Annotated in this window: 13 protein-coding genes; 9 read left to right on the top strand and 4 right to left on the bottom strand. The window is 69.0% G+C overall.

Translation table 11 applies throughout. The annotated features are described in order from the left end of the window. Positions 1 to 8: 8 nt before the first annotated feature. Together truA and ENSA5_RS13685 are read right to left on the bottom strand one after the other, a co-directional pair. Positions 9 to 773 carry a tRNA pseudouridine(38-40) synthase TruA gene (gene truA / locus ENSA5_RS13690; protein WP_106392095.1) on the bottom strand — a complete coding sequence of 255 codons (765 nt, stop codon included), beginning with the start codon at positions 771 to 773 and terminating at the stop codon, positions 9 to 11. A 136-nt stretch (positions 774 to 909) separates the two neighbouring features. Beyond that, positions 910 to 2,376 carry a serine hydrolase domain-containing protein gene (locus ENSA5_RS13685; protein ID WP_106392094.1) on the bottom strand — a complete coding sequence of 489 codons (1,467 nt, stop codon included), beginning with the start codon at positions 2,374 to 2,376 and terminating at the stop codon, positions 910 to 912. A 78-nt stretch (positions 2,377 to 2,454) separates the two neighbouring features. On the opposite strand from ENSA5_RS13685, the gene ENSA5_RS13680 reads away from it, so the two are divergent. The 4 genes from ENSA5_RS13680 (at position 2,455) to ENSA5_RS13665 (ending at position 12,677) form a co-directional block, all read left to right on the top strand. Beyond that, positions 2,455 to 4,095, top strand: coding sequence for a DEAD/DEAH box helicase (locus tag ENSA5_RS13680; protein WP_146155669.1), 1,641 nt, complete (start codon positions 2,455 to 2,457; stop codon positions 4,093 to 4,095). Between the two features lie 263 nt (positions 4,096 to 4,358). After that, positions 4,359 to 11,123: a putative toxin gene (locus ENSA5_RS13675; protein WP_181197733.1), complete on the top strand. Its 6,765-nt coding sequence runs from the start codon at positions 4,359 to 4,361 to the stop codon at positions 11,121 to 11,123. Next, positions 11,120 to 11,770 (top strand): hypothetical protein, encoded by a 651-nt coding sequence (locus ENSA5_RS13670; RefSeq protein WP_106392091.1) that lies wholly within the window; start codon positions 11,120 to 11,122, stop codon positions 11,768 to 11,770. The genes ENSA5_RS13675 and ENSA5_RS13670 overlap by 4 nt, the downstream gene beginning before the upstream one ends. A gap of 94 nt (positions 11,771 to 11,864) precedes the next feature. Beyond that, complete coding sequence (locus ENSA5_RS13665) at positions 11,865 to 12,677, top strand: hypothetical protein (protein WP_146155668.1); 813 nt, start codon at positions 11,865 to 11,867, stop codon at positions 12,675 to 12,677. A 60-nt stretch (positions 12,678 to 12,737) separates the two neighbouring features. Here the strand turns inward: ENSA5_RS13665 and ENSA5_RS13660 are convergent, their stop codons facing one another. Next, positions 12,738 to 13,877, bottom strand: coding sequence for a M14 family metallopeptidase (locus ENSA5_RS13660; RefSeq protein ID WP_106392089.1), 1,140 nt, complete (start codon positions 13,875 to 13,877; stop codon positions 12,738 to 12,740). Between the two features lie 247 nt (positions 13,878 to 14,124). On the opposite strand from ENSA5_RS13660, the gene ENSA5_RS13655 reads away from it, so the two are divergent. Next, positions 14,125 to 15,441, top strand: a complete 1,317-nt coding sequence (locus ENSA5_RS13655) for a penicillin-insensitive murein endopeptidase (protein WP_181197732.1) — start codon at positions 14,125 to 14,127, stop codon at positions 15,439 to 15,441. Positions 15,442 to 15,526: 85 nt separating this feature from the next. Here the strand turns inward: ENSA5_RS13655 and ENSA5_RS13650 are convergent, their stop codons facing one another. Beyond that, positions 15,527 to 17,170, bottom strand: a complete 1,644-nt coding sequence (locus ENSA5_RS13650) for a vWA domain-containing protein (protein WP_106392087.1) — start codon at positions 17,168 to 17,170, stop codon at positions 15,527 to 15,529. Positions 17,171 to 17,293: 123 nt separating this feature from the next. Between ENSA5_RS13650 and ENSA5_RS13645 the strand changes: the two genes are divergently transcribed. The 4 genes from ENSA5_RS13645 to ENSA5_RS13630 all read left to right on the top strand — a co-directional run bounded on the left by ENSA5_RS13645 (position 17,294) and on the right by ENSA5_RS13630 (position 22,782). Then, positions 17,294 to 20,095 (top strand): TonB-dependent receptor domain-containing protein, encoded by a 2,802-nt coding sequence (locus tag ENSA5_RS13645; protein WP_258182839.1) that lies wholly within the window; start codon positions 17,294 to 17,296, stop codon positions 20,093 to 20,095. An 82-nt stretch (positions 20,096 to 20,177) separates the two neighbouring features. Then, complete coding sequence (locus ENSA5_RS13640; protein WP_181197731.1) at positions 20,178 to 21,140, top strand: alpha/beta fold hydrolase; 963 nt, start codon at positions 20,178 to 20,180, stop codon at positions 21,138 to 21,140. Between the two features lie 245 nt (positions 21,141 to 21,385). Continuing rightward, a complete protein-coding gene (locus ENSA5_RS13635; protein WP_219906784.1) occupies positions 21,386 to 22,210 on the top strand; it encodes a YHYH protein in 825 nt (274 codons plus the stop codon). After that, positions 22,207 to 22,782: a toxin-antitoxin system YwqK family antitoxin gene (locus ENSA5_RS13630; protein ID WP_106392084.1), complete on the top strand. Its 576-nt coding sequence runs from the start codon at positions 22,207 to 22,209 to the stop codon at positions 22,780 to 22,782. The genes ENSA5_RS13635 and ENSA5_RS13630 overlap by 4 nt, the downstream gene beginning before the upstream one ends. The last annotated feature ends 123 nt before the right edge of the window (positions 22,783 to 22,905 follow it).

The following is a 22,905-nucleotide window of genomic DNA, read 5'->3' as shown; positions in this document are numbered from 1 at the left end:
TATCGCCGTTATACCGGCTCGTAGAAGACCTCGTAGAGGATCAGGCCTGAGGCGGGGGCCGTGCCGGGCGCGGCCTTGCGGTCTTTGGCCGCCAAGATCCGGGGGATCTCGGCGGCCGCGGTCCGGCCCTCGCCGACACGAACGAGGCAGCGGACGATGTTGCGGACCATCTTATAGAGGAACCCGTCGGCCTCGAGGATGAACTCGACGACGCCCTCGCGCTCGGAGATGTCGAGCCGCCGCAGATCTCGGACCGTGTTCTTTTGCTGAAAATTGGGTCGCGTGGCGAACGAGGCGAAGTCGTGCTGGCCGAGGAAGTGGGGCGCCGCCGACTGCATCGCGGCGACGTCGAGGGTCCCGGAGATCGTCCACACCCGCGGCTTTTGATCCGCGGGGCACGGGCCGCCGGTCCACACGACGTAGCGATACTGCTTGCCGGTCGCGCTGGTGCGGGCGTGGAAGTCGGCGGGCGCCTCCTCGACCGAGGTCACCTCGATCCCCTCGGGCAGGGTCTCGTTCAGGCGGCGGGTGAGCTCGTCGGAGATCGTGACGCTGGCCGGGAGCGAGGCGGTTGCGACCTGGCCCTCGGCGTGGGCGCCACGATCGGTCCGCCCGGAGCCGGCGATCGTGATCGGCTCGCCGCAGATCGCCGACAGCGAGGCCTCGACGGCGCCCTGAACCGTTGGCTTGGTCCCGTGCCGTTGCCAGCCGAAGAAGCGCGAGCCGTCGTAGCGCAGGACGAGCTTGCAGTTGCGTTGGGTTGGGGTGGTCACGGGTGGTCTGGGGGCGGGAGGCGGCGGCCGAGGTCGAGAAAAGCACGCAGCTGTGGCACGCGTCGAGTCGCTCGGCCAGCCGTGTAACTACCAGAGCAGGCGCCGGGTGTGGCCGCCCCGCGTGAATTCGTGGCCGTCACGGGGTCCCCGGCAGGCTCGCGAGCACCTGCGCGGCGAAGGCGTCGGTGTTCCAGCTGGCCGGCGCCCGGGTCAGGCCGAGGCGCACGATGACCGCCCGGCGCGAGGGCACGATCAGGACCGACTGCCCTTCGTAGCCGACCATCTCGAAGGCGTCGGTCGGGACCGAGGGCAGGCGGCGATCGTCGGGGTCTTCGGCCGCGCCGAGGTTGGTCTGAAACAGGGCCCCGTACTCGCCGCGCGGGGCCGCGGGCGCGGGCGTGCGCGAGTACGCGACCCAGCCCTCGGGCAGGATCCGGCGCCCGTCGAACACTCCATCGTCCAGGTAGAGCTGCCCGAGCCGGGCCCAGTCGCGCGCGCTCATCAGCGCGAAGGAGCTGCCGACGAAGGTCCCGCTCGGATCGAGCTCGAGCACGGCGCTGCGGATGCCGAGGGGCTCGAACAGCTCGCGGGCAAAGAAGGCCAGCTGCGCGCTCGGGTCGTCGAAGCGGTCGCGAATGATCCGCGCGACGATGTTGGCGGTCCCGCTCGAGTAGGCGTAGCGCGTGCCCGGCTCGGCGATCAGCGGCTGGTCGATCGCCAGCGCGGCGCAGGACTCGTCGACGAAGAGCATGTCCGAGCCCGCGCCGAAGGGCCCGTACTGCTCGTCGAAGGCGAGGCCCGAGCTCATCCGCAGCAGCTGGCTCGAGGTGATCGCCGCGCGCGGATCGTCGGGATCCTCGCGCCACTCGGGCACGGGGGCGGGCGCGTCGAGCTCGAGCTCGCCACGGGCGACGAGCAGCCCGAACAGCGCATTGGTCACGCTCTTGGCCATCGACCAGCCGGGCAGGGCGGTGTCGGCGTCGAAGCCCTCGGCGTAGCGCTCGGCGACGAGCCGGCCGTCGTGGGCGACGAGCACCGCCCGGGTCCTGCGCGAGGCTTCGGGGTCGGGCTCGGCGAAGGCCCGGTCGAGCGCGGTGTTCAGCGCCGCGCGATCGAGGCCCGGTGGATCCGGGCGCGGATCGTCGCCGTCTCCGAGCGGCCACGGTGGCTGGGGCCCAGGGTCCAGCGGCGCTCGGACCGGGCGGCGCTCGGCTGCCCAGGCCTCGGTCTGGGTCGCTCCTGCGCTCGTGCTCAGGGTGCACCCCGCGTCGCGGCGTCGCCGAGCCTCCTGCCTGGCGAGGCCCAAGACCGAGGCCTCGACCCGTTGAGCGCTCGCATCAAATTCAACTCCCACGAAGCTGACGCTGGCGAGCTCTTCGGCGAGTATTTGCTCGGGCGCGCGGCCGCTGACGAACGCTGCAGAGCAGCCGATCTTGGCCGCGTAGCCGGTCGCGCGGGGCAACATCACGCGCACGGCGTAGGTCCCGAACGCGATCACGCCCAGTCCCAGCGCTCCGAGCGAGACGTACAGTGCTGGCCTTCGCTTGCGCTTGCGCTTGCGCTTGCGCCCGGGCCTGGCCGCGACGCCCTCGGTCTCATTCACGCGCGCAGCATAGCAGCGAAGCCACCGAACCACGAGTTCGCAGCGCCCTCAAACGGATCGGCGCTCTCGCAGGTGGTCATGGTAGAGCGTGGCGCCGAGACCATGCGCCTGCGCCCCTACCAGATCGAGGCCGTCGAGGCGGTCATCGCCGCCCGGCGTCGCGGGGTCCGCCGCATGGTGGTCGCGCTGCCGACCGGCGCGGGCAAGACGGTGATCTTCTCCGAGCTGATCCGGCAGGCCAAGCGCGACGTCCTGGTCTTGGCGCATCGAGACGAGCTGCTCGCCCAGGCCAAGGCCAAGATCGAGGCTGCGCTGCGTCGCTGCGAGGACACCCGGCGGGTCGAGATCGAGCGGGGGCAGACGCGGGCGAGCTCCAGCGCGCGGGTGCTCGTGGCCTCGATTCGCTCGCTCCATGAGGGGCGCATCGGGCGGGTGCTCGCGCGGCGTGAGCTCGGGTTGGTGATCTACGACGAGTGTCACCACGCCCTCGCCGATGGCAATCGGGCCGTGCTCGAGCGCCTCGGCGCGTTCGAGCCGGACTGGCCCGGGACCCTGGTCGGGTTCACCGCGACCACCCGTCGCGGCGACGGCCGCGGGCTCGGCGAGGTCTTCGAGGAGATCGTCGCCGAGCGAACGCTCGAGCAGATGATCGCCGACGGCTACCTGCGGCCGCTGCGAGGCATCCGGATCGAGACCAAGGTCTCGCTCGAGGGCGTGCCCCTGCGCGCCGACGACTTCGAGCTCGACGCGCTCGAGCAGGCGGTCGACGTCGAGACCCGCAACCAGCTGGTCGCCCGGAGCATCACGGAGCTGTGCCGCGATCGCAGGACGATCGCGTTTTGTGTTGGGGTCCGCCACGCCGAGCACCTGTGCGCGGCGCTCAATCGCCTCGGCGTGCGCGCGGCGATCGTCCACGGTGAGATGCCCAAGGCCGCCCGCGAGCGGACCCTGGCCAGGTTTCGTGACGGGTTCTTTCGGGTCATCACCAACGTCGGGGTCTTGACCGAGGGCTTCGATGATCCCGGAGTCAGCTGCGTGGCGATGGTCCGGCCGGTCCGATCGGAGTCGCTCTACTTGCAGTGCGTGGGTCGGGGCATGCGCCTGCACCCGAGCGCGCGCGACTGCCTGGTCCTGGACTTCGTCGATCTGTCCTCGCTCGAGATCATCACCACGGCCACGCTCGAGGCCGGCAAGGGCGCGCCGCCGCCCGAGCGCGAGGCCAAGGGCGAGCGGCCGGCCTTCCTCCCGCTGCCCGAGGACGATCGAGACGAGGCGCCCGCGACGCTCGACGAGATCATCGAGCGCCTGTGCGAGTTCGATCCGCTGACGATGGCGCAGCGCAGCGAGGCGGCGGCGATCTCGATCAACGCGTGGTTGTCGCTGGGGGCGCGGGGGATGATGCTTCACTTCCTCGATCACGACGCGCAGCTGCGTCAGTTCGAGCTGCGCCCGGGGCCGCGCAGCGGGGTCGAGATCTGGCTCGACGATCGACGGCTCACGCGCTGCCCGACCATGGCCGACGCGATCGAGGCCGTGGACTACGAGCTGCCCAAGCACGGCGAGCCCGGCAGCGCGCGGGCCGAAGCCGACTGGCGCCAGCACCCGATCACCGCGCCGCTCGAGCGGGCGCTGGCCGAGCTGCGACCTCCGCGGCGGGCCCAAACTGTCGGCGACGCGATCGCGCACCTGGCCCTGGGCCTGGCGCTGGAGCGACCATGAACAAGGGGGCGCGAGTTGGCCAGGCTCCATCTTCGGCAGCGTGTTCTCGCCGCTGATCACCTTTCACGAGGACATCGTCGCCGAAGTGCTGCGTGACGGGTACCGCGAGCGGGGGGCGACATCACCACAGTGACCCGTACAACCATCATGCCGCACCACGAACATTTGCTGCGTTCGACACGACAAACCATCCCGGCCTGTGGCGGCAGGAAGTTCGCAACCCCCGGGGTTGCGGGGAGCACGAGTTGGCGGAGCCTTTGGATGTGCCGGACTCGACCGCCGAACACCGAGGTGCTTCGCCCAAGTACGGCGCCTCGCTCGTCCTGCTCGTCCTCGCGTGCTGGCTGAGCGCCGCCCCTCGAGCCCACGCGACGACCCTCGGCTCACTGCTCCAGCACGTCCTGTGGGCGGGCCCCAACGCGGGTAACTCAAGCCCACAGCGCACGCCCTCGTCGCCGGTCGGCACGATCCCGGGCACCTTCAGGGTCGACGAGCGGGGCGCCGCGCGCTTCTCGATCCCGCTCGAGGTCCCCCGCGCGGCGCGCGGGCTCGAGCCCGACCTCTCGCTCGAGTACGACAGCCAGCTCGGCAGCGGAGCGCTCGGCGTCGGCTGGGCGCTCGGCGGTCAATCGGCGATCACTCGCTGCGCTCACACGCTGGCCGAGGATCACGAGCTCGCGCCCGTGCGCATGACCAACGACGACGCGCTGTGCCTCGATGGCCAGCGCCTGGTCCTCGTCGACGGCGCGCCATTCCAGATCGGCGCGACCTATCGGCTCGAGCGCGACGACTTCTCGCGGATCCGCGTCATCGCCACCGCCAACCACCTGAGCCACGCCTGCGAGGGCGGCTACGGCTACGGCTTCGAGCAGCGTCGGCGCGACGGCACGATCGCGACTTACGGCTGCCAGCAAGACGCGACCGTGACCACCCACCTCGGTCCGAGAACGTGGGCGCTCTCGAGGGTCCGCGATCGCTTCGGCAACTACGCCGACTACCGCTACGCCTACGAGAGCGAGACCGTGACCGACGCCGAGGGCCAGGTGCTCGGCGAGGCCGAGGTCGAGCACTACCTACTCTCGATCGACTACGGCGCTCATCTCGAGCTCCACACACCCACTCGCCAGGTCCGCTTCGACTGGGAGCCGCGGCCCGACCCCTGGCAAGGCTGGGAGCTCGGCGCACCGCGACGTCAGTCCAAGCGCCTCGCGGGGATCTCGACCTACGCCGCGGGCGCCCTCGTTCACCGCTACGAGCTCGACTACGACACGCCCACGGTCACTGGTCGCAGCCTGATCACCGCCGTGCGCCACTGCGACGGCGAAGGCGTCTGCAAGCCCGCGACGACCTTCGAGTGGGAACCCGGCGAGCTCGAGCTCGACGCGCTCGACAACGGCGCCAACTTTGGCGGCCTGCTGACCTTCCCGTACATGGCCTTCGAGGGCGACCCGCAGGTCGTCGCGCCCGCGGTCCTCGCCCAGACCGTGCTCGACGCCAACGGCGACGGCCGCACGGACATGTTGCTGGCGGCGGGCGAGGGCAGCATGAGCCCGCCGGTCGGTCGCGGCTGGGAGCTGTGGACCTCGCAGCCCGCCGCCTTTGGCGGGGACCAGGGCTACTTCTGCGGGACCTCCGACCCCGACTTCGAGGCCTGCGCCGACAATGGCCGCTACCTCGTCCACGAGGCCGCAGCCAGCGGCGCGCTCGCGTACAGCACCTACGACGATCTCGGCTTCGCGATCCCACCGATCTTCGCGGCCGACTACGACGGCGACGGCCGCGACGACGCCTACGCGCTCGGCGACAACCTGCCCCTGGGCGGCGGCGCGCCGCCTGCCGGGTCCAGCTTCTACATCGTGCGCAGCTTGCCCGAGGGCGGCGTCGAGCAGCTCGAGTTCGACCCCGGCACCGATCCCATCTGGTGGTTCTCCGGCGCCGACCAAGACGGCGACGGTCTCGGCGACCTCCTGTTTTGCGGCGGCGAGGCGCAGCTCGACGCGAACGACGAGCCCGTGACCGCGACTGGCACCTGGCACTTCGTCCCCAATGTTCCGGGCCAGGGTTTCTCTAACAACCAGCTCGTCGACACCGAGCTGGCGTGCTCGGCCTACGACAAGCTCCACCACTTTGATCATGACGGCGACGGCCTCGCCTCGCTGGTGCTGATCCCTGTGTGGGACCCCGAAGCGCACGCGTGGATCGGCTCGCTGTCGTGGCCGGACTACCGCGCGCTAAAGCTCGACCCCAACGACGGCTGGGCGGCCTCGCTCGAGCCTGTCGGTCTGCCCCCGGACCTCGCCCAGCGCTGGCGCCCGAGCATCGCCGCCAACTACAACGTCGCGCACACCGGCGACGACCTGCCCCGCTCGCAGCAAGGCTTTGGCCTCGACCGTGTGCTCGACGTCAACGACGACGGCCTGCCGGACATCCTGCGCTACGAGCTGACGATCGGCGACGGGCCCGAGCAGCTCGGCGTCATGATGCAGACGATCGTCGTTGATGACGCGCCGTGGGACGAGTGGGGCGGCCTGCGCTTGTGGATCAACACGGGCGCGGGGTTTCGTGACGGCGGCTGGGTCATCGAGGCCAGCGAGCCCGGCGATCGCCTGTTTCGACGCTTCCTGGCCTCGGGCGTTATCGACTTCGACGGCGACGGCGGCCTCGACTTGCTGATCCCAGTCGAGGACCCCGAGGACCAAGACGGCTACTGGGACTGGTCGGTGCTCGTCAGCGAGGGCGACGGCAGCTTCACCGAGCACCCCGACGTGTTCGAGTTCTCGCTGCCCGAGTACACCCACCTCGCGCGCACCTTCGGGGCCTTCGATCTTCGCGGTGACGCGCTCCACGACGTCGGGGTGTTCCACGCGGGCGAATGGGTGCTGTGGCAGCACGCCGGAGCCGCGCCCGACAAGCTCACACGGATCGAGAACGGGCTCGGGGCCGAGATCGAGATTCACTACCGCTCGCTGACCGACTTCGACGCACCCGCAACGCTCTACGCCCTCGACCTCGACGCGTGTGCCTACCCCGAGCGCTGCGAGCGAGCGCCGCGGTTGGTGGTCGAAGGGCACGTGCTCGACAACGGCCTCGCGGGCGATCAGCGTCGCTTCGAGCATCGCTACGGTATGGGCCGGAGCGATCGTGAGGGGCGCGTCGGGCTCGGCTTCGAGTTTCACGAGACGATCGAGATCGACGAGCAGGACCGGCCGATCTTTCGTCGACGCGTCGACTATGACCACGCTTACGACCCGGTGCTGCGCGCCTTCCCCCACGCGGGCATGCCCGCCAGCGTGATCACGGATCAGCGCGATCCCGAGACCGGCCGTCACGTGGTCTCGTACAACCAGCGACAGTTCGGCCTCCTCGCGACCACGCCGCACAGCTACTACCCCTACGTCTCACAGGAGATCGCGCGCAGCTACGAACTTGCGAGCTGCGTCGAGACCTTCTGCGAGCCGCTCGACCTCGACCCGGACAGTCGGACCCGCGAGGTCATCGACACCACATTTGAGATCGATGACTACGGCAGCCCGAAGCTGTGGACGGCGTGGGTCGACACGGGCTCGACGACGATCGAGTACCGCCACGAGCGCGAGTACCTCCACGACGCCAAGTCATGGCTGCTCGGCCTGCCGGTCCACGGCCGGCTTCGATTTCTCGAGCTCGGCGAGGAGCTTGGCGAGCGCGACTGGGTTGCGGCCTACGACCCGGACACTGGCGCGCTCGAGACCCACATCCTGGAGCCGACCGAGCCCGACTACTTCCTGCACACGAGCTACGTCTACGACGAGCACGGCAACCTCACCGACCAGCTCTCGACGGAGATGGGCGGCGAGCAGCGCGGATCCTCGGCCGTCTACGACGAGCACGGCGTGTTTCCGGTTTTTGGCAGCAACGCGCTGGGCCACGGCTCGGAGCTGGTCTGGGATCCAGGCCTCGGCGTGCCGATCGAGGCGATCGATCCCAACGGCGTGCGCGTGGTCGCCGACTACGACGGCCTCGGCCACCTCACGGGTCTGCGCAGCTTCGTGGGTCAGCTTCCGCGCGGGGCCGAGACCACCTTCACCTACGAGATGCTCGGCCTCAACTTCGCGGGCGCGGTGCTCGAGATCCGCAGTGACACGGCCGGCCACGGCTACGAGGTCACCCACTACGATCGTCTCGGCCGCGTGATCGACACCCGCCGTCCCGGCCTCGACGGCATCCCTCGCGACGTGCACACCCACTACGACCGGCTCGGCCGCGTGTCGCGGGTCAGCCTCCCGACGCCGCTCGGGGCGCTGCCAGCCGGGCACGAGCAGATCGCGTACGACTTCGCTGGTCGCCCGAGCCACCACCAGCTGCCCGACGGGACCAGCCAGACCTGGCTACACGACGGGCTCGAGACGGTGCACATCGACATCGGCGGCTCGATCTCCGTGCGCGAGCACGACCTCGGCGGTCGCCTGGTCCGGAGCATCCGCGCCCTCGGAACCCCCGATGAGGAGCAGATCTGCTTCGACTACGGCGCCTGGGAGCAGCTCACACGGGCGCGGCCGGACTGTGTGCTGGACACGCCAAGCGGCATCACCACGGGCGAGGCCCCGCCCACGATCAAGACCTTTACCCACGATGACCTCGGCCGGCTGATCGCCAGCTACGACCCCAGCGAGGGCCCGCGCAGCTACTTCTACAACGGCCACGACGAGCTCGAGCTCTACGTCGACGGCAACGACCACGAGGTCTCGCTCATGCGCGACGCCCTCGGCCGCGTGGTCGCCCGCGTCGACGTCGACGGCGAGACGACCTGGACCTGGGACCTCGACTTCATCGGTGAGCTCCACGCGAGCGTGAGCCCCGACGGCCACGAAGAGCTGTTCACCTACGACGACTTCGGCCGGGTCCAGACCCACACCAAGGTCATCGGCGGCGAGAGCTTCGAGCTCGGCTTCGTGTACGACGAGTTCGACCGCGTCGCCGAGCTCCACTATCCGGCGTCCGAGCAGCTCCCCCCGTTCTGGGCGCGCAAGGTCTACGCGGCCAATGGCGAGCTGACTGAAGTTCGAGCGGGGCCGGACGACGCGCTGCTGTGGCGGGCCGAGGATGTCGACGCGTGGGGCCGCGTGAGCGTCGAGCGCTTCGGCAACGAAGCGGTGACCGAGCGCAGCTACGACCCGCTGCGGGCGTTCACGCGCACGATCGTTACCACCTCCGCGCTCGGCGGCACGCTGCAGTCGCTCGAGTACCAGTGGAGCCACGACGGCACCCTCGAGCGCCGCGACGACCTCGTGCACGGCCAGCACGAGAGCTTCGACTACGACTTTCTCCACCGCGTCGCGGCCGTCCACACCGCCAACGGGCAGCAGGCCTACTCGCGTCACTTCGCCTACGACAGCCTCGGCAACCTGGCCTTCGCCACCGACCGCGGCGAGTATGAGTACGACGAGAGCGGCCGCCTCGCGGTCGCCGACGGCAGCAGCCACCAGTGGGATCAAAACGGCAACCTGCTCGCGCGCGCGGGCGCTCGGCCGGTCGGGCTGACCTACACCGCGTTCGACAAGCCAGCCACGATCGACGACGACGGCGCGCTAGCCGAGTTCGAGTACGACGCCTCGCAGGCTCGGGTCTACCGCTACAGCGAGCAGGACGCCCGCGAGACGATCTACGTCGCGGATCTGTATCAGCGCCACCACGACGATCTCACTGGCGAGACAGAGCACCATTACTACGTTCCCGGCCTCGAGCGGATCGTCGCCAACGTGGTCGACACCGTCGACTTCGCCGCCGCGACTCGTGCGACTCACTATGTGCACGCGGATCACCTCGGCTCGACCGACGTCGTCAGTGACCAACTCGGCGTGGTTGAGCAGCGCCTCTCCTTTGATGTCTGGGGCCAGCCCCGCGACGCCGAGGATTGGACTCTGCCCGAGGAATTCGCCGAGCTCGGCGCCGTCAACCTCGGCTACACCGGGCACGAGCTGCAGCAGGACGCTGGGCTCGTGCACATGCGCGGGCGGCTCTACGACCCGCATCTCGGGCGCATGACCGGGGCGGATCCCTTGATCGTCGCGCCGACGAGCACGCAGGGGTGGAACCGCTACGCTTACGTGCTCAATCGGCCGCTGACGCTGACGGATCCGAGCGGCTTTTCGCCACCGAAGAGCGAGCCCGACTCGAGCGACGACAGCGAGGGCGGTGGGTACTCCGTCTCGGCCCAGGGCATGCTCGGCGCGAGCACCTCGACGCCGGGATCGGGGCCCGGCGGCGGCACGCGCTACGGCGGCAGCTCCGTGCCCAGGGCGGACCAGCGGCCCGGCGACAGCGGTCCGCCCGCGACCGGGTCTTCGATGGTCGCGCAGGTGTTGCTCGACACCGTGCACTACGCCGGGCGGCGGCTCGGAGGCGGGGTCCCCTCGAGCCCGATCGGACCCGCGATGGACGGCCTCGTCCGGCCGGAGAACCCGTCGCAGGAGCAGCGGCGCTTGCAGCACGCCGACGAGTACGGCGAGCGCTTCGTGCAAAACATGCAGGACCCGCCCGACTACGTCGACGCGTCGATCGGGCTGACGATGATCTTCATCGGCGGCGACCTCGAGCTGGCGACCGGGCTCATCGAAGGGGCGGCGGCGAAGATCGCGTCGCGCCGGGCGGCGAAGAAGCTGGCTGACGCGGCGGCAAAGAAGGCGGCGAAGAAGGCGGCGGCGAAGAAGGCGGCGAAGAAGAAGACAGGGGGGAAGGGACCCGTGCTGAAGGGCCAGGCCGGCGAGGACGCTGTCCGGCGGGTGTATGACATCGGCAAGAAAAGGAAGATCAACATCCATGGTCGCGACCGGATCCCCGATGGAGTCACGAAGGATGTGGTCAGCGTCGTGAGTGAAGTCAAGAACACCCAGAAGCTGAGCTACACTCGCCAGCTGCGAGACTACGCCGACTACGCCGCGCAGACCGGCCGGGAGTTGCATCTCTACGTCAGGCGCGACACCAAGATCTCGCGACCCCTGCAGCGGGCCATCGACGCCGAGATCATCATCTTGAGGTACATCCCATGACCAAGAAGAAGGTACCGGCGGAAGGGCCGGTCACGGCAGAGGAGCTGGTCGAGCGGCTCCACGCTGACCCGGACTGGCTACGCCGTCGAGAAGAGAAGAGGCGAGAGGTCATGGAGTATCAGGCCGAGCTCCGTAAGGCCGAGCTGCCGGTCATCGAAGACCTCAAAGCGGTCGGCATCGAGGTCAACCGCCTCTGGGATCTCCAGAGCCTAGACGAGCCCTACCCCGAGGCGTTCCCGATCCTCCTCGACCATTTTCAGCGACCGCACCGCGGCGAGGTTCACGAGGACATTGGCCGCGCGTTTGGTGTACGCGAAGCCTGGCCGCTGTGGCCGACGCTGGTGGAGCTCTACGAGCAGGCGACAGACAAGCACGCGCAGGATGGCATGGCGGTCGCCCTCAGCACGATCGGCAAGCAACACAAGGAGCTCCTCGATGACGTGCTCGCCCTCGTGAAGGATCCGAGCAACGGCCCGAGCCGGGTGCTCCTGATCGATGTCCTGTCGGGTTCCCGCGAGCCACGCGCCTATGAGGCGCTGGTCGAGATGCGAGACGACCCCGACCTCTACAAAGAGGTCGAGTTCCGGCTCAAACGCAAGGAGCGCGACGCCAAATACCGGGCCAAGCGCCGCCAAGCCGGCTCGTGATGCGCGTGTATCGGCGGTCAGGGAGTTGGGCGCTGCATTTCATGCGTGGGGGATCCGGTTCGGTGGCGGGCGCTGCAGATGGGCGCCAAACTCGATGAACTTCATGGAAGACTCGAGGCCGGCGAGTGCAGCGAGCACCCTCCTTCCCAAGCGGGCTCCCGGCATCCGTGGGCGTAGGTTCGGCCAGGATCGAGGCTGCGGGGCGCGTCATCATTCGAGAGATTCCGTTCGAGTGAAGAAGAAGGAAAAACAGCAGAAAATCGACGTCGGGCCAGGGTCGATGACGTTGGCTGAACACCACGCGTACTTGAAAGAAGCGGGTCTCTACGAGCAAGTCCTCGAGAACCAGCGGAAGCGGGAAGAGAAGGTGCGAAAGGCCCAGGCCGAGCTCCGCAAGGCCGAGCTGCCGGTCATCGAAGACCTCAAAGCGGTCGGCATCGAGGTCAACCGCCTCTGGGATCTCCAGAGCCTAGACGAGCCCTACCCCGAGGCGTTCCCGATCCTCCTCGCCCATTTTCAGCGACCGCACCGCGGCGAGGTTCTCGAGGACATTGGCCGCGCGTTTGGTGTACGCGAAGCCTGGCCGCTGTGGCCGACGCTGGTGGAGCTCTACGAGCAGGCGACAGACAAGCACGCGCAGGATGGCATGGCGGTCGCCCTCAGCACGATCGGCAAGCAACACGAGGAGCTCCTCGATGACGTGCTCGCCCTCGTGAAGGATCCGAGCAACGGCCCGAGCCGGGTGCTCCTGATCGATGTCCTGTCGGGTTCCCGCGAGCCACGCGCCTATGAGGCGCTGGTCGAGATGCGAGACGACCCCGACCTCTACAAGGAGGTCGAGTTCCGGCTCAAACGCAAGGAGCGCGACGCCAAACACCGGGCCAAGCGCCGCCAAGCGGGCTCGTGACGCGCGATGTCGTCGGTGGCGGGGGTCGGCGCGAGCTCGTCGACCACCACCGAGGCAACGTCACAGCTTGTCGACCACGCGCAGCAGGGCCGCGAGCGCGCCCTGGCCGAGCTTCTCGCAGCGCGCGGGCGACCAGCCAAACTCGCGGTCCGGCGCGTCGGCGTTGTCCTTGAAGGGCATCTCGAGGGTCATCGAGAGGGCCCCGAAGGCGTCGGCCAGCCAGTTGGTCGCCATCGTCATGTTGGCCTTGCCAGGCGCGGCGACGGGGTAGCCGTGCTTGGTCTGAAAGTCCGGGTTGGCGGCGACGAGCTCGGCCTCGAACTCGGCCTGGAGCTCGCGCCTGGCCGGGCTGACCGACTCGACGCCGTCGGGCCCGGCGATGAAGTTGTAGGGCAGGGCCTCGTCGCCGTGGACATCGAGGGCGAAGTCGAGGCCGGTCTCCCGCATCTTCTCGCGGACGAGGTAGACCTCGGGGCTGCGGCTCATGCTCGGCTCGAGCCACTCGCGGTTGAGGTTGGCGCCCGCGGCGTTGGTCCGCAGGTGACCGCGGCGGCTGCCGTCGGGGTTCATGTTGGGCACGATCCAAAAGTCGGCCTTGGCCAGCAGCGCGCGGGCGACGGGGTCGGCGGGATCGAGCAGGCGGGCGAGCAGCCCGTCCATGAAGTGCTCGGCCATGCTCTCGCCCGGGTGCTGGCGGGCGAAGATCCAGCAGCGCTTCTTGCCCTCGCGCGGGGCCGCGCCGCCCTCGGTCACCCGGCACAGATCGAGATCCTGGCCGTCGAGGGTCCGCCCGAGCAGCTCGTGGTGGACGCGCGGGGAGTGGAGGCAGCGGGCGATGAGGTCGTGGTGACGCTCGATCGAGTAGGGCGCGAAGTAGGCGTACCAGACCGCGTCGCGCTCGGGCGTGTGGGCGATCGTCAGGGTCCCGTCGCCGTAGCTGGTGCCCTCGACCCGGCGCCAGGTCTGGCGGTCGTAGCTGTAGCAGGCGCGGTAGTCCTTCCAGCCGTCGACGTAGCTGGCCTCGCCGGCGTTGATCAGGTTCAGCTTCAGGGGGGTCCCGCGCACCCCGCAGACCCGGAAGTAGAACCACTGGAAGTGATCCGCTCCGTGGTCCTTGCGGATCCGGAGCTGGACCTTGCCGGGCTCGCTCGCGTCCACGATCTCGATGTTGCCTGCGTCGAAGTTGTCGCTGATATCCACGGGTTTCTCCTCTTCGGCCGGGTCCGGCGCGTGCGCGCAACGTAGCGCGCCCGCTCGGGGTCAGGCCAGCGCGGCCTCCCCGACCCCCGCGCGGCGGACACCGCTCACGGGCCAAGGTGGCCCTGTGCAGGGGTCTGCGTGGCGCTGAGCGCCAGATCTCGGCTGTCAGCATCCCGACACTTGCACCCTCGCCGGGCGAAGCCGCACACTCGGCGGCCACGAAGGTATGGACCCTTCGAACACCGACATGGGCGGCCGCGCCGACATCGACTCCAAGACCCTCGATCTCGAGGACGTGGAGGACGTGGGCGACGCCGCGCGCGATCGAGATCTCGACTCGGGCCGCCACGCGGGCTCTGACCGGGGCTTCGACCGCGACCTCGACGACGATCTCTACGACGACGGGCTCGCGCCCGAGGCTGGCGGCCGTCGGCCCTCGCTGCTCTCGCTCCTGCTGCTCGCGGCCGGCGCGATCTGGATCGTCGTCGCGCTGCTCAAGCTCAGCGGAGCGCCCGCCGATGGCGCCCCGCCGATGGCGATCGGCGACCACGCCGAGACCGGCAGCTCGCTGCCGAGCCTCGACGAAGAATGGGTCGAGCCCGGCGATGAGGCTGGGCACGCGTCCGATTCACAACAGGCCCCAGAACCGGCGAATTCTGGCGAAAATAGGCCTGTTTCGGATAGGTCCGATCCCATTTTGCCGTCCGAAGATGGCAACCCCGCGAGCGAGCGCGGCCCGCCCGAGGACTCGCTGTTGGCCGGCAAGCGCTGGCCACAGGACTACGTCGCGCCCGATGTCGTCAGGTACACGATCAAGCGCGGCGGCTCGATGAAGGTAGTAGCAAATCTTTACAAGATATATCACCACGAGATCGAGGCGCTCAATCCTGGGGTCGAGCTCGACCGTGAGCTCCCGCCGTCGACGAAGCTCATCGTCTACCGGGCCACGCCGGGGATCTCGAGCCAGTCGGTCGGGTTTCCTGGCAGCGGCACCGTGGAGGGCGGGATGCCCATGCTCGACGGTCCTGGGCGGATCCTGAGGCACACGCCGTGGAAGGCCTGGGCCACGAAGACGACCGTCGCGACGATCGACCTGGTCCTGCGCGAGTGGGCGCGACGCTACCCCAACCGCCAGCCGATCATCGTCGGTAATTTGAGTGCACGCAATGGCGGTCGGCTCAAACCGCATAGTTCTCACCAGTCAGGACGTGATGTTGATTTGAGCTACCCGCAGATCTGGGATCACAAGAGTGAGCTCGCGCCCCAGGTCATGACCGAGCGCAACCTCGACCGCGAGCTGACCTGGTCACTGCTCGAACTCTTGCATGAAACCGGCGGGGTCGAGGTCATCTTCATCGACTCGAAACTGCAGGCCCTACTTTACGAATATGCCCTGGAAACCGGTCGATACAGCAAAAAAGAGCTGAAAAACTGGATGGAGCATCCGGGTTCCCCTGGAAGTGGTTCGCCGCTCATCCAGCATGTTCGCGGCCACGGCGATCATCTTCACGTCCGGTTCAAGTGTGCGCCGAGCGAGTCTCGCTGCGCCTCGCGTGAGCGCTGACGCGCCCGAGTCAATCAGTACTGTGCAAATTATAAATCGAGGCATCCTCATGGGGGTGCCTCGATTTGTAATTTGAGCACTTTCCTCAGTTGTGGAGGTTGTTGTACGCGTCGTTGTGGGCGGCCTTGACCGAGCGCGCACCCGCGGCGCTCGGCTGGGCGGGGAAGGGCTGGGGCGCGCCGCCCTTGCTCGGCGGGCGCGAAGGTCCGTGGTCGAAGGCGACGCTGGCGGTCGAGACGGCCCGACGGGCCTGGCGGGCGAGGCTCCTGAGCTCGGGCTCGAGCGCCGCGAGCCGCTCGGCCTGGGCCCGCAGAACCTCGTCTTCGAGGGTTTTGGCCGTGTTTTTGGCCCACTTGACAGCCTCGGCCATCCGCGCCTTGGACTCGTCGAGCTGGCCGGCGCGGGCGAGCGCGAGGACCTGCAAGGTCGCGGCGTCGGTCCGAGCCCGGGCCCCGGCGCGGGCGATGTCGAGGTCGCGCCCCGCGTCGATCGCCTGGTCGTCGGCGCTGGCCCTGACCGAGAGGAAGCTGCGCTCGAAGCGGCTGCCGGTCCCGGTGTAGACGTCGGTGAAGCTGAGCTCGAGGTCGCTGAGCTCGACGGTCGCGCCCTCGCTGTGAGGCCCGACGGCGAGGCGCACGATCAGCTCCTGGGTCTGACCCTCGGAGATGCTGCCGAGCACGATCTCGTTGTGGCCGAGCTGGGCGTTCCACTGGACGGTGTGGCCGACGACCTCGATCAGCGACACGCCTGGCCCGAGGCCCATGCCGAGGCGGAGGTCGCGGGCGACCGTGCGCTGGATGTGGAGGAGCTCGTCGCGGAACAAGGCGGCCACGGCGTCGGGCTCTTCGACGAAGCGGAAGTGGCCGTGGGTCGCCTCGGCCAGGCTCGCGAGCAGGACCTCGTCGTACTCGAGGCCGTAGCCGAGCGCGGTGATCTCGGCTCCGCGCGCGGCGAACTCCTGGGTCAGCGCGGCGATCGGGGCGGGGTCGTTGGGCACGCCGTCGCCGAGCAGGACGACGCGCTCGAGGACCTGGGGGTCGGGCCCGTTGTTGACCCACACGCCCGCGCCCGCCTGGACCCCCGCGCCGGTCTCGGGCTCGGGGGTCGCCATGCTGATCGGCGCGGCCGCGAGCTGGCCGAGGGCCTCGCGCATGCCGCCAGCGAGGTCCGTCGTGCCCCAGGCCTGCATCTTCTCGATCTCGGCCTTGGCCGCGGTCCGGCTGTTGGCGCCGATCAGCGTGGCCGACATCAGGGTCTCGGCGCGGGAGTGGAAGACCACGAGCGAGAAGCTGTCGCCGTCGGACAGGCTGTCGACCAGCTCGATCGCCGCCGCCTTGGCGCCCTCGATCGCGTCGCCCTTCATCGAGGCCGAGGTGTCGACGACGAGGACCACGCGCGCGGGCGGGCGGGGCAGAGCGAGCTCCTCGGGGGCCTCGACCCGGATCCGCGCGACCAGCTCGCTGCCCCGCTCGGCCGGGACCAGGGCGTTGGCGAGGGCCCAGTCGAGCTCGAGGTCGACGGGCGCGACGTAGGGCCGCTCGGCCTCGACGAGCTCCTGGGTGTGGTCGAAATTCTCGACCCGCTCGGCGTCGAGAGGCCCGAGCGGCCCGCCGCCGCCGTCGCGGTCACAGGCGGTGCCCACGAGGGTCAGCGCGGACAGCAGCAGGACCCTCTTCCAGGACCTGGGGTGGGTGGAGACGGCGCGAGGGGAGCGGTCAAGGCGTTGCATGGGCTTGCGAGGGCCCACAACGCGGGCTTTTTCGAGGCTCTTACAGACACGCGGGAATCGAACGCGCGCCACCCCCGAGCCCCGAGTCGGGCAGAGCGCGAACTCATGTTATCCAACTGGCCCGTGGACCCCCGCCGCGAGGCTCGCCTGGCCCGATGGGCCCCGTGCAGCAAGGGCTGCGTCGCCGCCCGTGTGCTCGCGCTCGCGTGCGCGGTCTCGGCCCCCGCGATCGTCGAGGCTGCGCCGCCCGAGGCCGCGCCTGCGCCCGCGCCCGCGCCCGAGCTGGTCCCGCCCGTGCTCGAGAACGAGGTCCAGCCCTACGCCTACCCCGAGCAGCTGCTCGAGCGCGACGAGCCCCCGGGCGGCGAGGTCCTGGTCGAGTACGTGGTCGGAGCCGACGGCGTGCCCAAAGAGATCAACGTGCTCGACGGCCTCGACCCCGTGCTCGACGCGATCGCGGTCGAGGTCGTCGCCGCGCTGCGCTTCTCGCCGGCCACCTACGAGGGCGAGGCGGTCGAGGTCGTGCTCTCGATCGCGATCCCGTTCACGCCGCCGGAGCCCGAGGCCGGCGAGGGGGAGGGCGAGACCGGCGAGGGCGAGGGTGAGGTCGAGACCGTCGAGACCGGCGAGGGCGAGGTGGGGACGGGCGAGGGCGAGGGCGAGACCGAGGAAGCCGAGCGGCCGCTGCGGATCTCCGGTCGCGTCCGCGAGGCCGGCAGCGGGGTCCCGGTCGTCGGCGCGACGATCCTCGCGGTCCCGGCCGGCGACTACCCCGAGGGCAAGGTCCGCCACAAGCTCTACGGCGACGAGCCCGAGCCCGCGTGGATGGTCAAGGCCCTGTCCGACGACGACGGCGGCTTCGATCTGCGCGGCGTGCCCGACGGCCTCGTCCGCCTGATCCTGCTCGCGCCCAACTTCGAGCGGCTCGAGTGGGTCGTCAAGCTCGACGCCGACCAGCGGCTCGAGACCAAGTACTTCCTGACCCGGACCTCGGCCAACCCTTACCGAACCGAGGTCGCAACCGAGCGCGATCACATGCCCGAGGCGGTCGTCCGCACGATCACCGTCGAGCAGATCAACCAGATCCCGGGCACCCAGGGCGACGCGCTCAAGTCGATCCAGAACTTCCCCGGGGTCGCGCGCGCGTCCTTCGGGGCCGGCCAGCTGGCGATTCGCGGGGCCGCGCCCGGGGACTCGGGCGTCTACCTCGGCTACCACGAGATCCCCACGCTGTTTCACTTCGGCGGCCTGACCTCGGTGTTCAACTCGGACATCCTCGCCCAGATCGACTTCATCCCCGGCAACTTCGACAGCCGCTACGGCGACGCGCTCGGCGGGATCATCAACGTCCAGCCGCGCAAGGGCCGACGCGACGGCTTCCACGGCTACGTCGACACCGATCTGTTCGACACCGGGGTCCTGGCCGAGGGTCCGATCGGCAAGGGCAGCTTCATCCTCTCGGGTCGGCGCAGCTACGTCGATCTGATCTTGCCGCTGGTCATCCCCGACGAGGTCGGCTTCGGCCTGACCCTGGCCCCGCGCTACTGGGACTACCAGGCCCTGTTCGACTACCCCGTCGGCGGCGGCGAGCTCTCGGTCCGGGTGTTCGGGTCCGACGACCGCAGCAAGCTGCTGTTCACCGAGCAAAACGACATCAGCGAGGACGACCGCAACGCGCTCGAGACCATCCAGTGGTTTCACCGCGTCGACCTCGTCTACCGCAAGGTCGACGGGCCGTGGGAGTTTCTGGTCACGCCCTCGTACAAGCGCGAGTTCTTTGGCGGGTCGATCTTCGGCAACTTCGACTTCGAGGCGAGCACCGACACGCTCTCGGCCCGCGCAGAGATCAGCCGACGCCTGGCCAAGAACCTGCGCCTGCGCGTCGGCGGCGAGTTCATCAACGAGTGGTGGCGAGGGCGCGCGGACATCGTGCCCTTCGGCGACAACGCGGTCGGCACGAACTCGGGCGACGCGACCGTGCGCGAAACCACCTACACGCGGATCGTGCCGAGCCTCTACACGACCTTGACCTGGCGCGTGGCCGAGCGCCTGCTGCTGTTCCCGGGCCTGCGCCTCGACTGGTACGCGGCGCCGCAAAACCGCGCGGCCGTGGATCCGCGCCTGCGCTTCATCGCCAACCTGACCGACAAGACCGCGATCAAGGGCGGCGTCGGGCTCTACAGCCAGGGCCCGGGCGAGGTCGAGAACGACCTGTACTTTGGCAACCCGCGGATCGGCCTGTCGCGCTCGTTTCACACCAGCTTGTCGCTCGTCCAGCAGATCCCCTGGGACGTCAGCGTCGAGCTCACGGGCTTCTACAAGCGGCTGTGGAACCTGACCAGCGCGTCGACGCGGATCATGCTGTGGCCCGGCGAGGACAGCCCGCGCCCCGAGAGCTTCGCCTCGACCGGGACCGGCGACATCTACGGCGGCGAGATCCTGCTCAAGAAGGAGCTCGGCGATCGCTTCTATGGCTGGGTGTCCTACACGCTGATGCGCTCGGTCCGGGTCCCGGCGCCGGGTGAGCCGCAGGAGCTGTTCGACTTCGACCAGACCCACATCCTCACGCTGATCGCGAGCTACGACTTCCCGTTCAACTGGCGGGTTGGGGCCCGGCTGCGGGTGGTGTCGGGCAACCCCTACACGCCCGTGGTCAACGGGGTGTTCGACGCGACCTCGGCGGCGTACATCCCGATCCAGGGCCCGGTCAATTCCGCGCGCCAGCCGACCTTCCATCAGCTGGATCTTCGCGTCGACAAGACCTGGGTCTACAAGCGGATCAAGGTCACCAGCTACCTCGACATCCAGAACGTCTACAACGCCGAGAACACCGAGTTTCTCAGCTACAGCTACGATTTTCGGGTCACGCAGCCGGTCCTCTCGCTGCCGACGGCGCCCTCGATCGGGCTCAAGCTCGAGTGGTGAGCGGGCGCGATCGCGTCTACCATCTTCACTGCTCTCGCTCATGTCCGCGCGCAGCCCCAGTGTTCGACTCGTAGCCGCCGCGATGCTCGCGCTGAGCGCGTTGGGCTGCCGCGGCGTCATCGAGGGCACCGAGCCGTGGACGCCGCCGAGCTACTGGGCGCAGGAGCGCTACATCGAGCTCGAGGGTCTGAACATCTGCTACCTCGAGGCCGGGCCCGCCGACGCCGAGACGATCGTGTTCGTCCACGGCTGGAGCGGCAACGTCCAGAACTGGTGGGATCAGTTCGAGCACTTTCAGAGCCGCTACCACGTGGTCGTGTTCGACGCGCCGGGTCACGGCAAGTCCGAGCGCGGCGACCACGTCGACTACTCGATGGCGCTGCATGTCGAGCTCGTCGACGAGCTCCTCGACGCGCTCGAGGTCGACGAGGCGATCGTCGTCGGCAACTCGGGCGGCGGCTGGATCGCGGCCGAGTACGCGATCCAGCACCCCGAGCGGGTGACCAAGCTGGTGCTCTCGGACTCGACCGGGACCCGCTACACGGGCTCGGCCGGGGCGGTCCTCAACCTGCTGACCGCGCGCTGGCTGCAGATCGCCAACATGACCACGGGCGAGCACTACCCGGGGCTCGACCCCAAGAGCCAGGCCCGGCAGGAGTTCGTGAGCAGCTTCGCGGGCACGGTCGAGGAGGCGCCCTACCTCGAGGCGCTCGCGGCTCTGCTCGCGCCGACCTACGAGCGCATCCCCAAGAGTCGGCTGGCGCAGATCGAGGCGCCCACGCTGATCTTGTGGGGCGACGACGACGCAGTCGTGCCGATCAACGCGATGAAGGTGTTCGACAAGGCGATCCCCGACAGCCAGACCTACATGGTCCACCTCGGCGGGCACACCCCGATGATGAACTCGCCCAACGAGTTCAATTGCGCGATGGATATGTTCCTCGGGGGCGGTGAGCTGCGCGAATGCAAGCGCTACGCGCTGACGCCAAAGAAGCAACGCGACCGGCTCGCGGGGCGCGACTGGGGTCCGCACTACGAGAACTGAGCCGGCGAGACGAGCTGGCACGACCTGGGGCCGCTGCAAGCAGGCGCGAGGCGGTGTCGCGCTGTTGGCCGGATCTGCGACATTCGCAGGCTCTGCGGGTCTCGCAGGTGACGAGCTCGGCGCGAGCGCGCCGCGCGTCACCGCGCCGTCCAAATTTCCAAACCATGTTGGAGATATTCAACCAGGCACACGATTTGCTTTGTCGGCGTCCGAGCCGAAGGCAAATCAGCATGACTACAACTTCGTTGATCCGATCACTCACCGCCGCCGCCGCCGTCCTCGTGGCGGGCTGCGACAGCTCCTCCTCCGACACGATGTCCGGCGCGACCGGGACCGAGACCGCGGGTTCGGAGACCTCCGGTTCGGAGACCTCCGGGTCGGATACGTCGAGCACGGATACGTCCGACGGGGGCGAGGGTCTCCACCCTGCGTTCGCAGAATTCGACGTCGACAACACCGACATCTACCTCGACGGCGACGAGGTCGTGCTCGAGACCAACGGCTTGCCCAACCACACTTCACCGTACTGGGGCTCGGGCCACGAGCTCTACGAGGAGCCGGTCGAGGGCTGGGAGGACAACGCGACCCCGAGCCTGATCCCGGGCTACGACGGCAGCTTCACCCTGCGGGTCCCGGGCGACCCGGAGATCGCCGACACGGCGACGGAGACCCCCCTCGACGTGATCGGGCTGTCCGTGAGCGGCGCCGCGATCTTCAACGAGCAAGAGGGCATGGGCATACTCACCGAGGGCGTCGCCGCCGGCCTCGACTACTCCGGCGGACACATCGGCCCGAGCCGCTACCACTATCACACGGAGCCCAAGGCGATCACCAACGACGACGACACGCTCGTCGGCGTGCTGACCGACGGCTTCTTCATCTACGGCCGCAAGTGCGCGTCCACGGGGGACTACCCCGACGACCTCGACGCGGCGGGTGGGCACACCAGCACGACCCAGCACACCGACACGCCGGAGTACCACTATCACATCGAGAACATCCTGTTCCTCGATAGCTACTACATCATCTTCGACGGCGACTTCCAGGGCTCGCCGGGAACCGTGCAGTGAACCGTCGACTCCGCACGCTCACGCTCGCGGCCGTGCTGGTCATCGCGGGCGCGTCCGCGGCCGCGGCGTTCGAGCCTGCGATGGTCGTCGACGAGTCCGAGCTGGTCCTCGCGCCGCTCGAGGGGCGCTGGTACTACGAGGGCGAGGCCTTCGAAGGCCGGGCCGAGGTCCGCGGCGAGGACGGTCGCCTGCTCGAGTCGACCGAGTTCGCCCAGGGCAAGAAGCACGGCGAGGCCATCTCGTTCCACGCGAACGGTCAGCCGCGCCGACGGGCGACCTACGTCATGAATCGGCTCGCGGGCCGCGCCCGGGCCTGGTCGCCGAGTGGCGTGCTCATCGAGGAGTCCAACTACAAAGACGGCGTGCGCCACGGAGTCCAACGGACGTGGCACTCCAACGGTCCGCTGGCCAAGGAGCGGCACCTCGTCGACGGCCATGAGCAGGGCATGCAGCGCGCGTGGACGCGAGAGGGCAAGATCTATGTCAACTACGAATACAAAAACGGGCGTCGATTTGGGCTCAGGCGCTCGAACCTGTGCCTGGGGCTGGACGATGGCGTCATTCAACTCTAGCAGCCCGGGGTGCAATGCCTCGCGCCGCCTCGCTTGGCCTTTTCGCCGAGGGCTTTGTCGCCAAAACTTGCAGTACGCCCGGTACAGCGGCGTTTTGGCTTCGCGCCCTCGGCGAAAATTCCG

Origin of the sequence: Enhygromyxa salina (genome assembly GCF_002994615.1) — a bacterium.
Taxonomy (GTDB): Bacteria; Myxococcota_A; Polyangia; order Nannocystales; family Nannocystaceae; genus Plesiocystis; species Plesiocystis salina_A.
The sequence above is the reverse complement of the archived record's forward strand: the minus strand, read 5'-3'. Positions and strand labels throughout refer to the sequence as shown.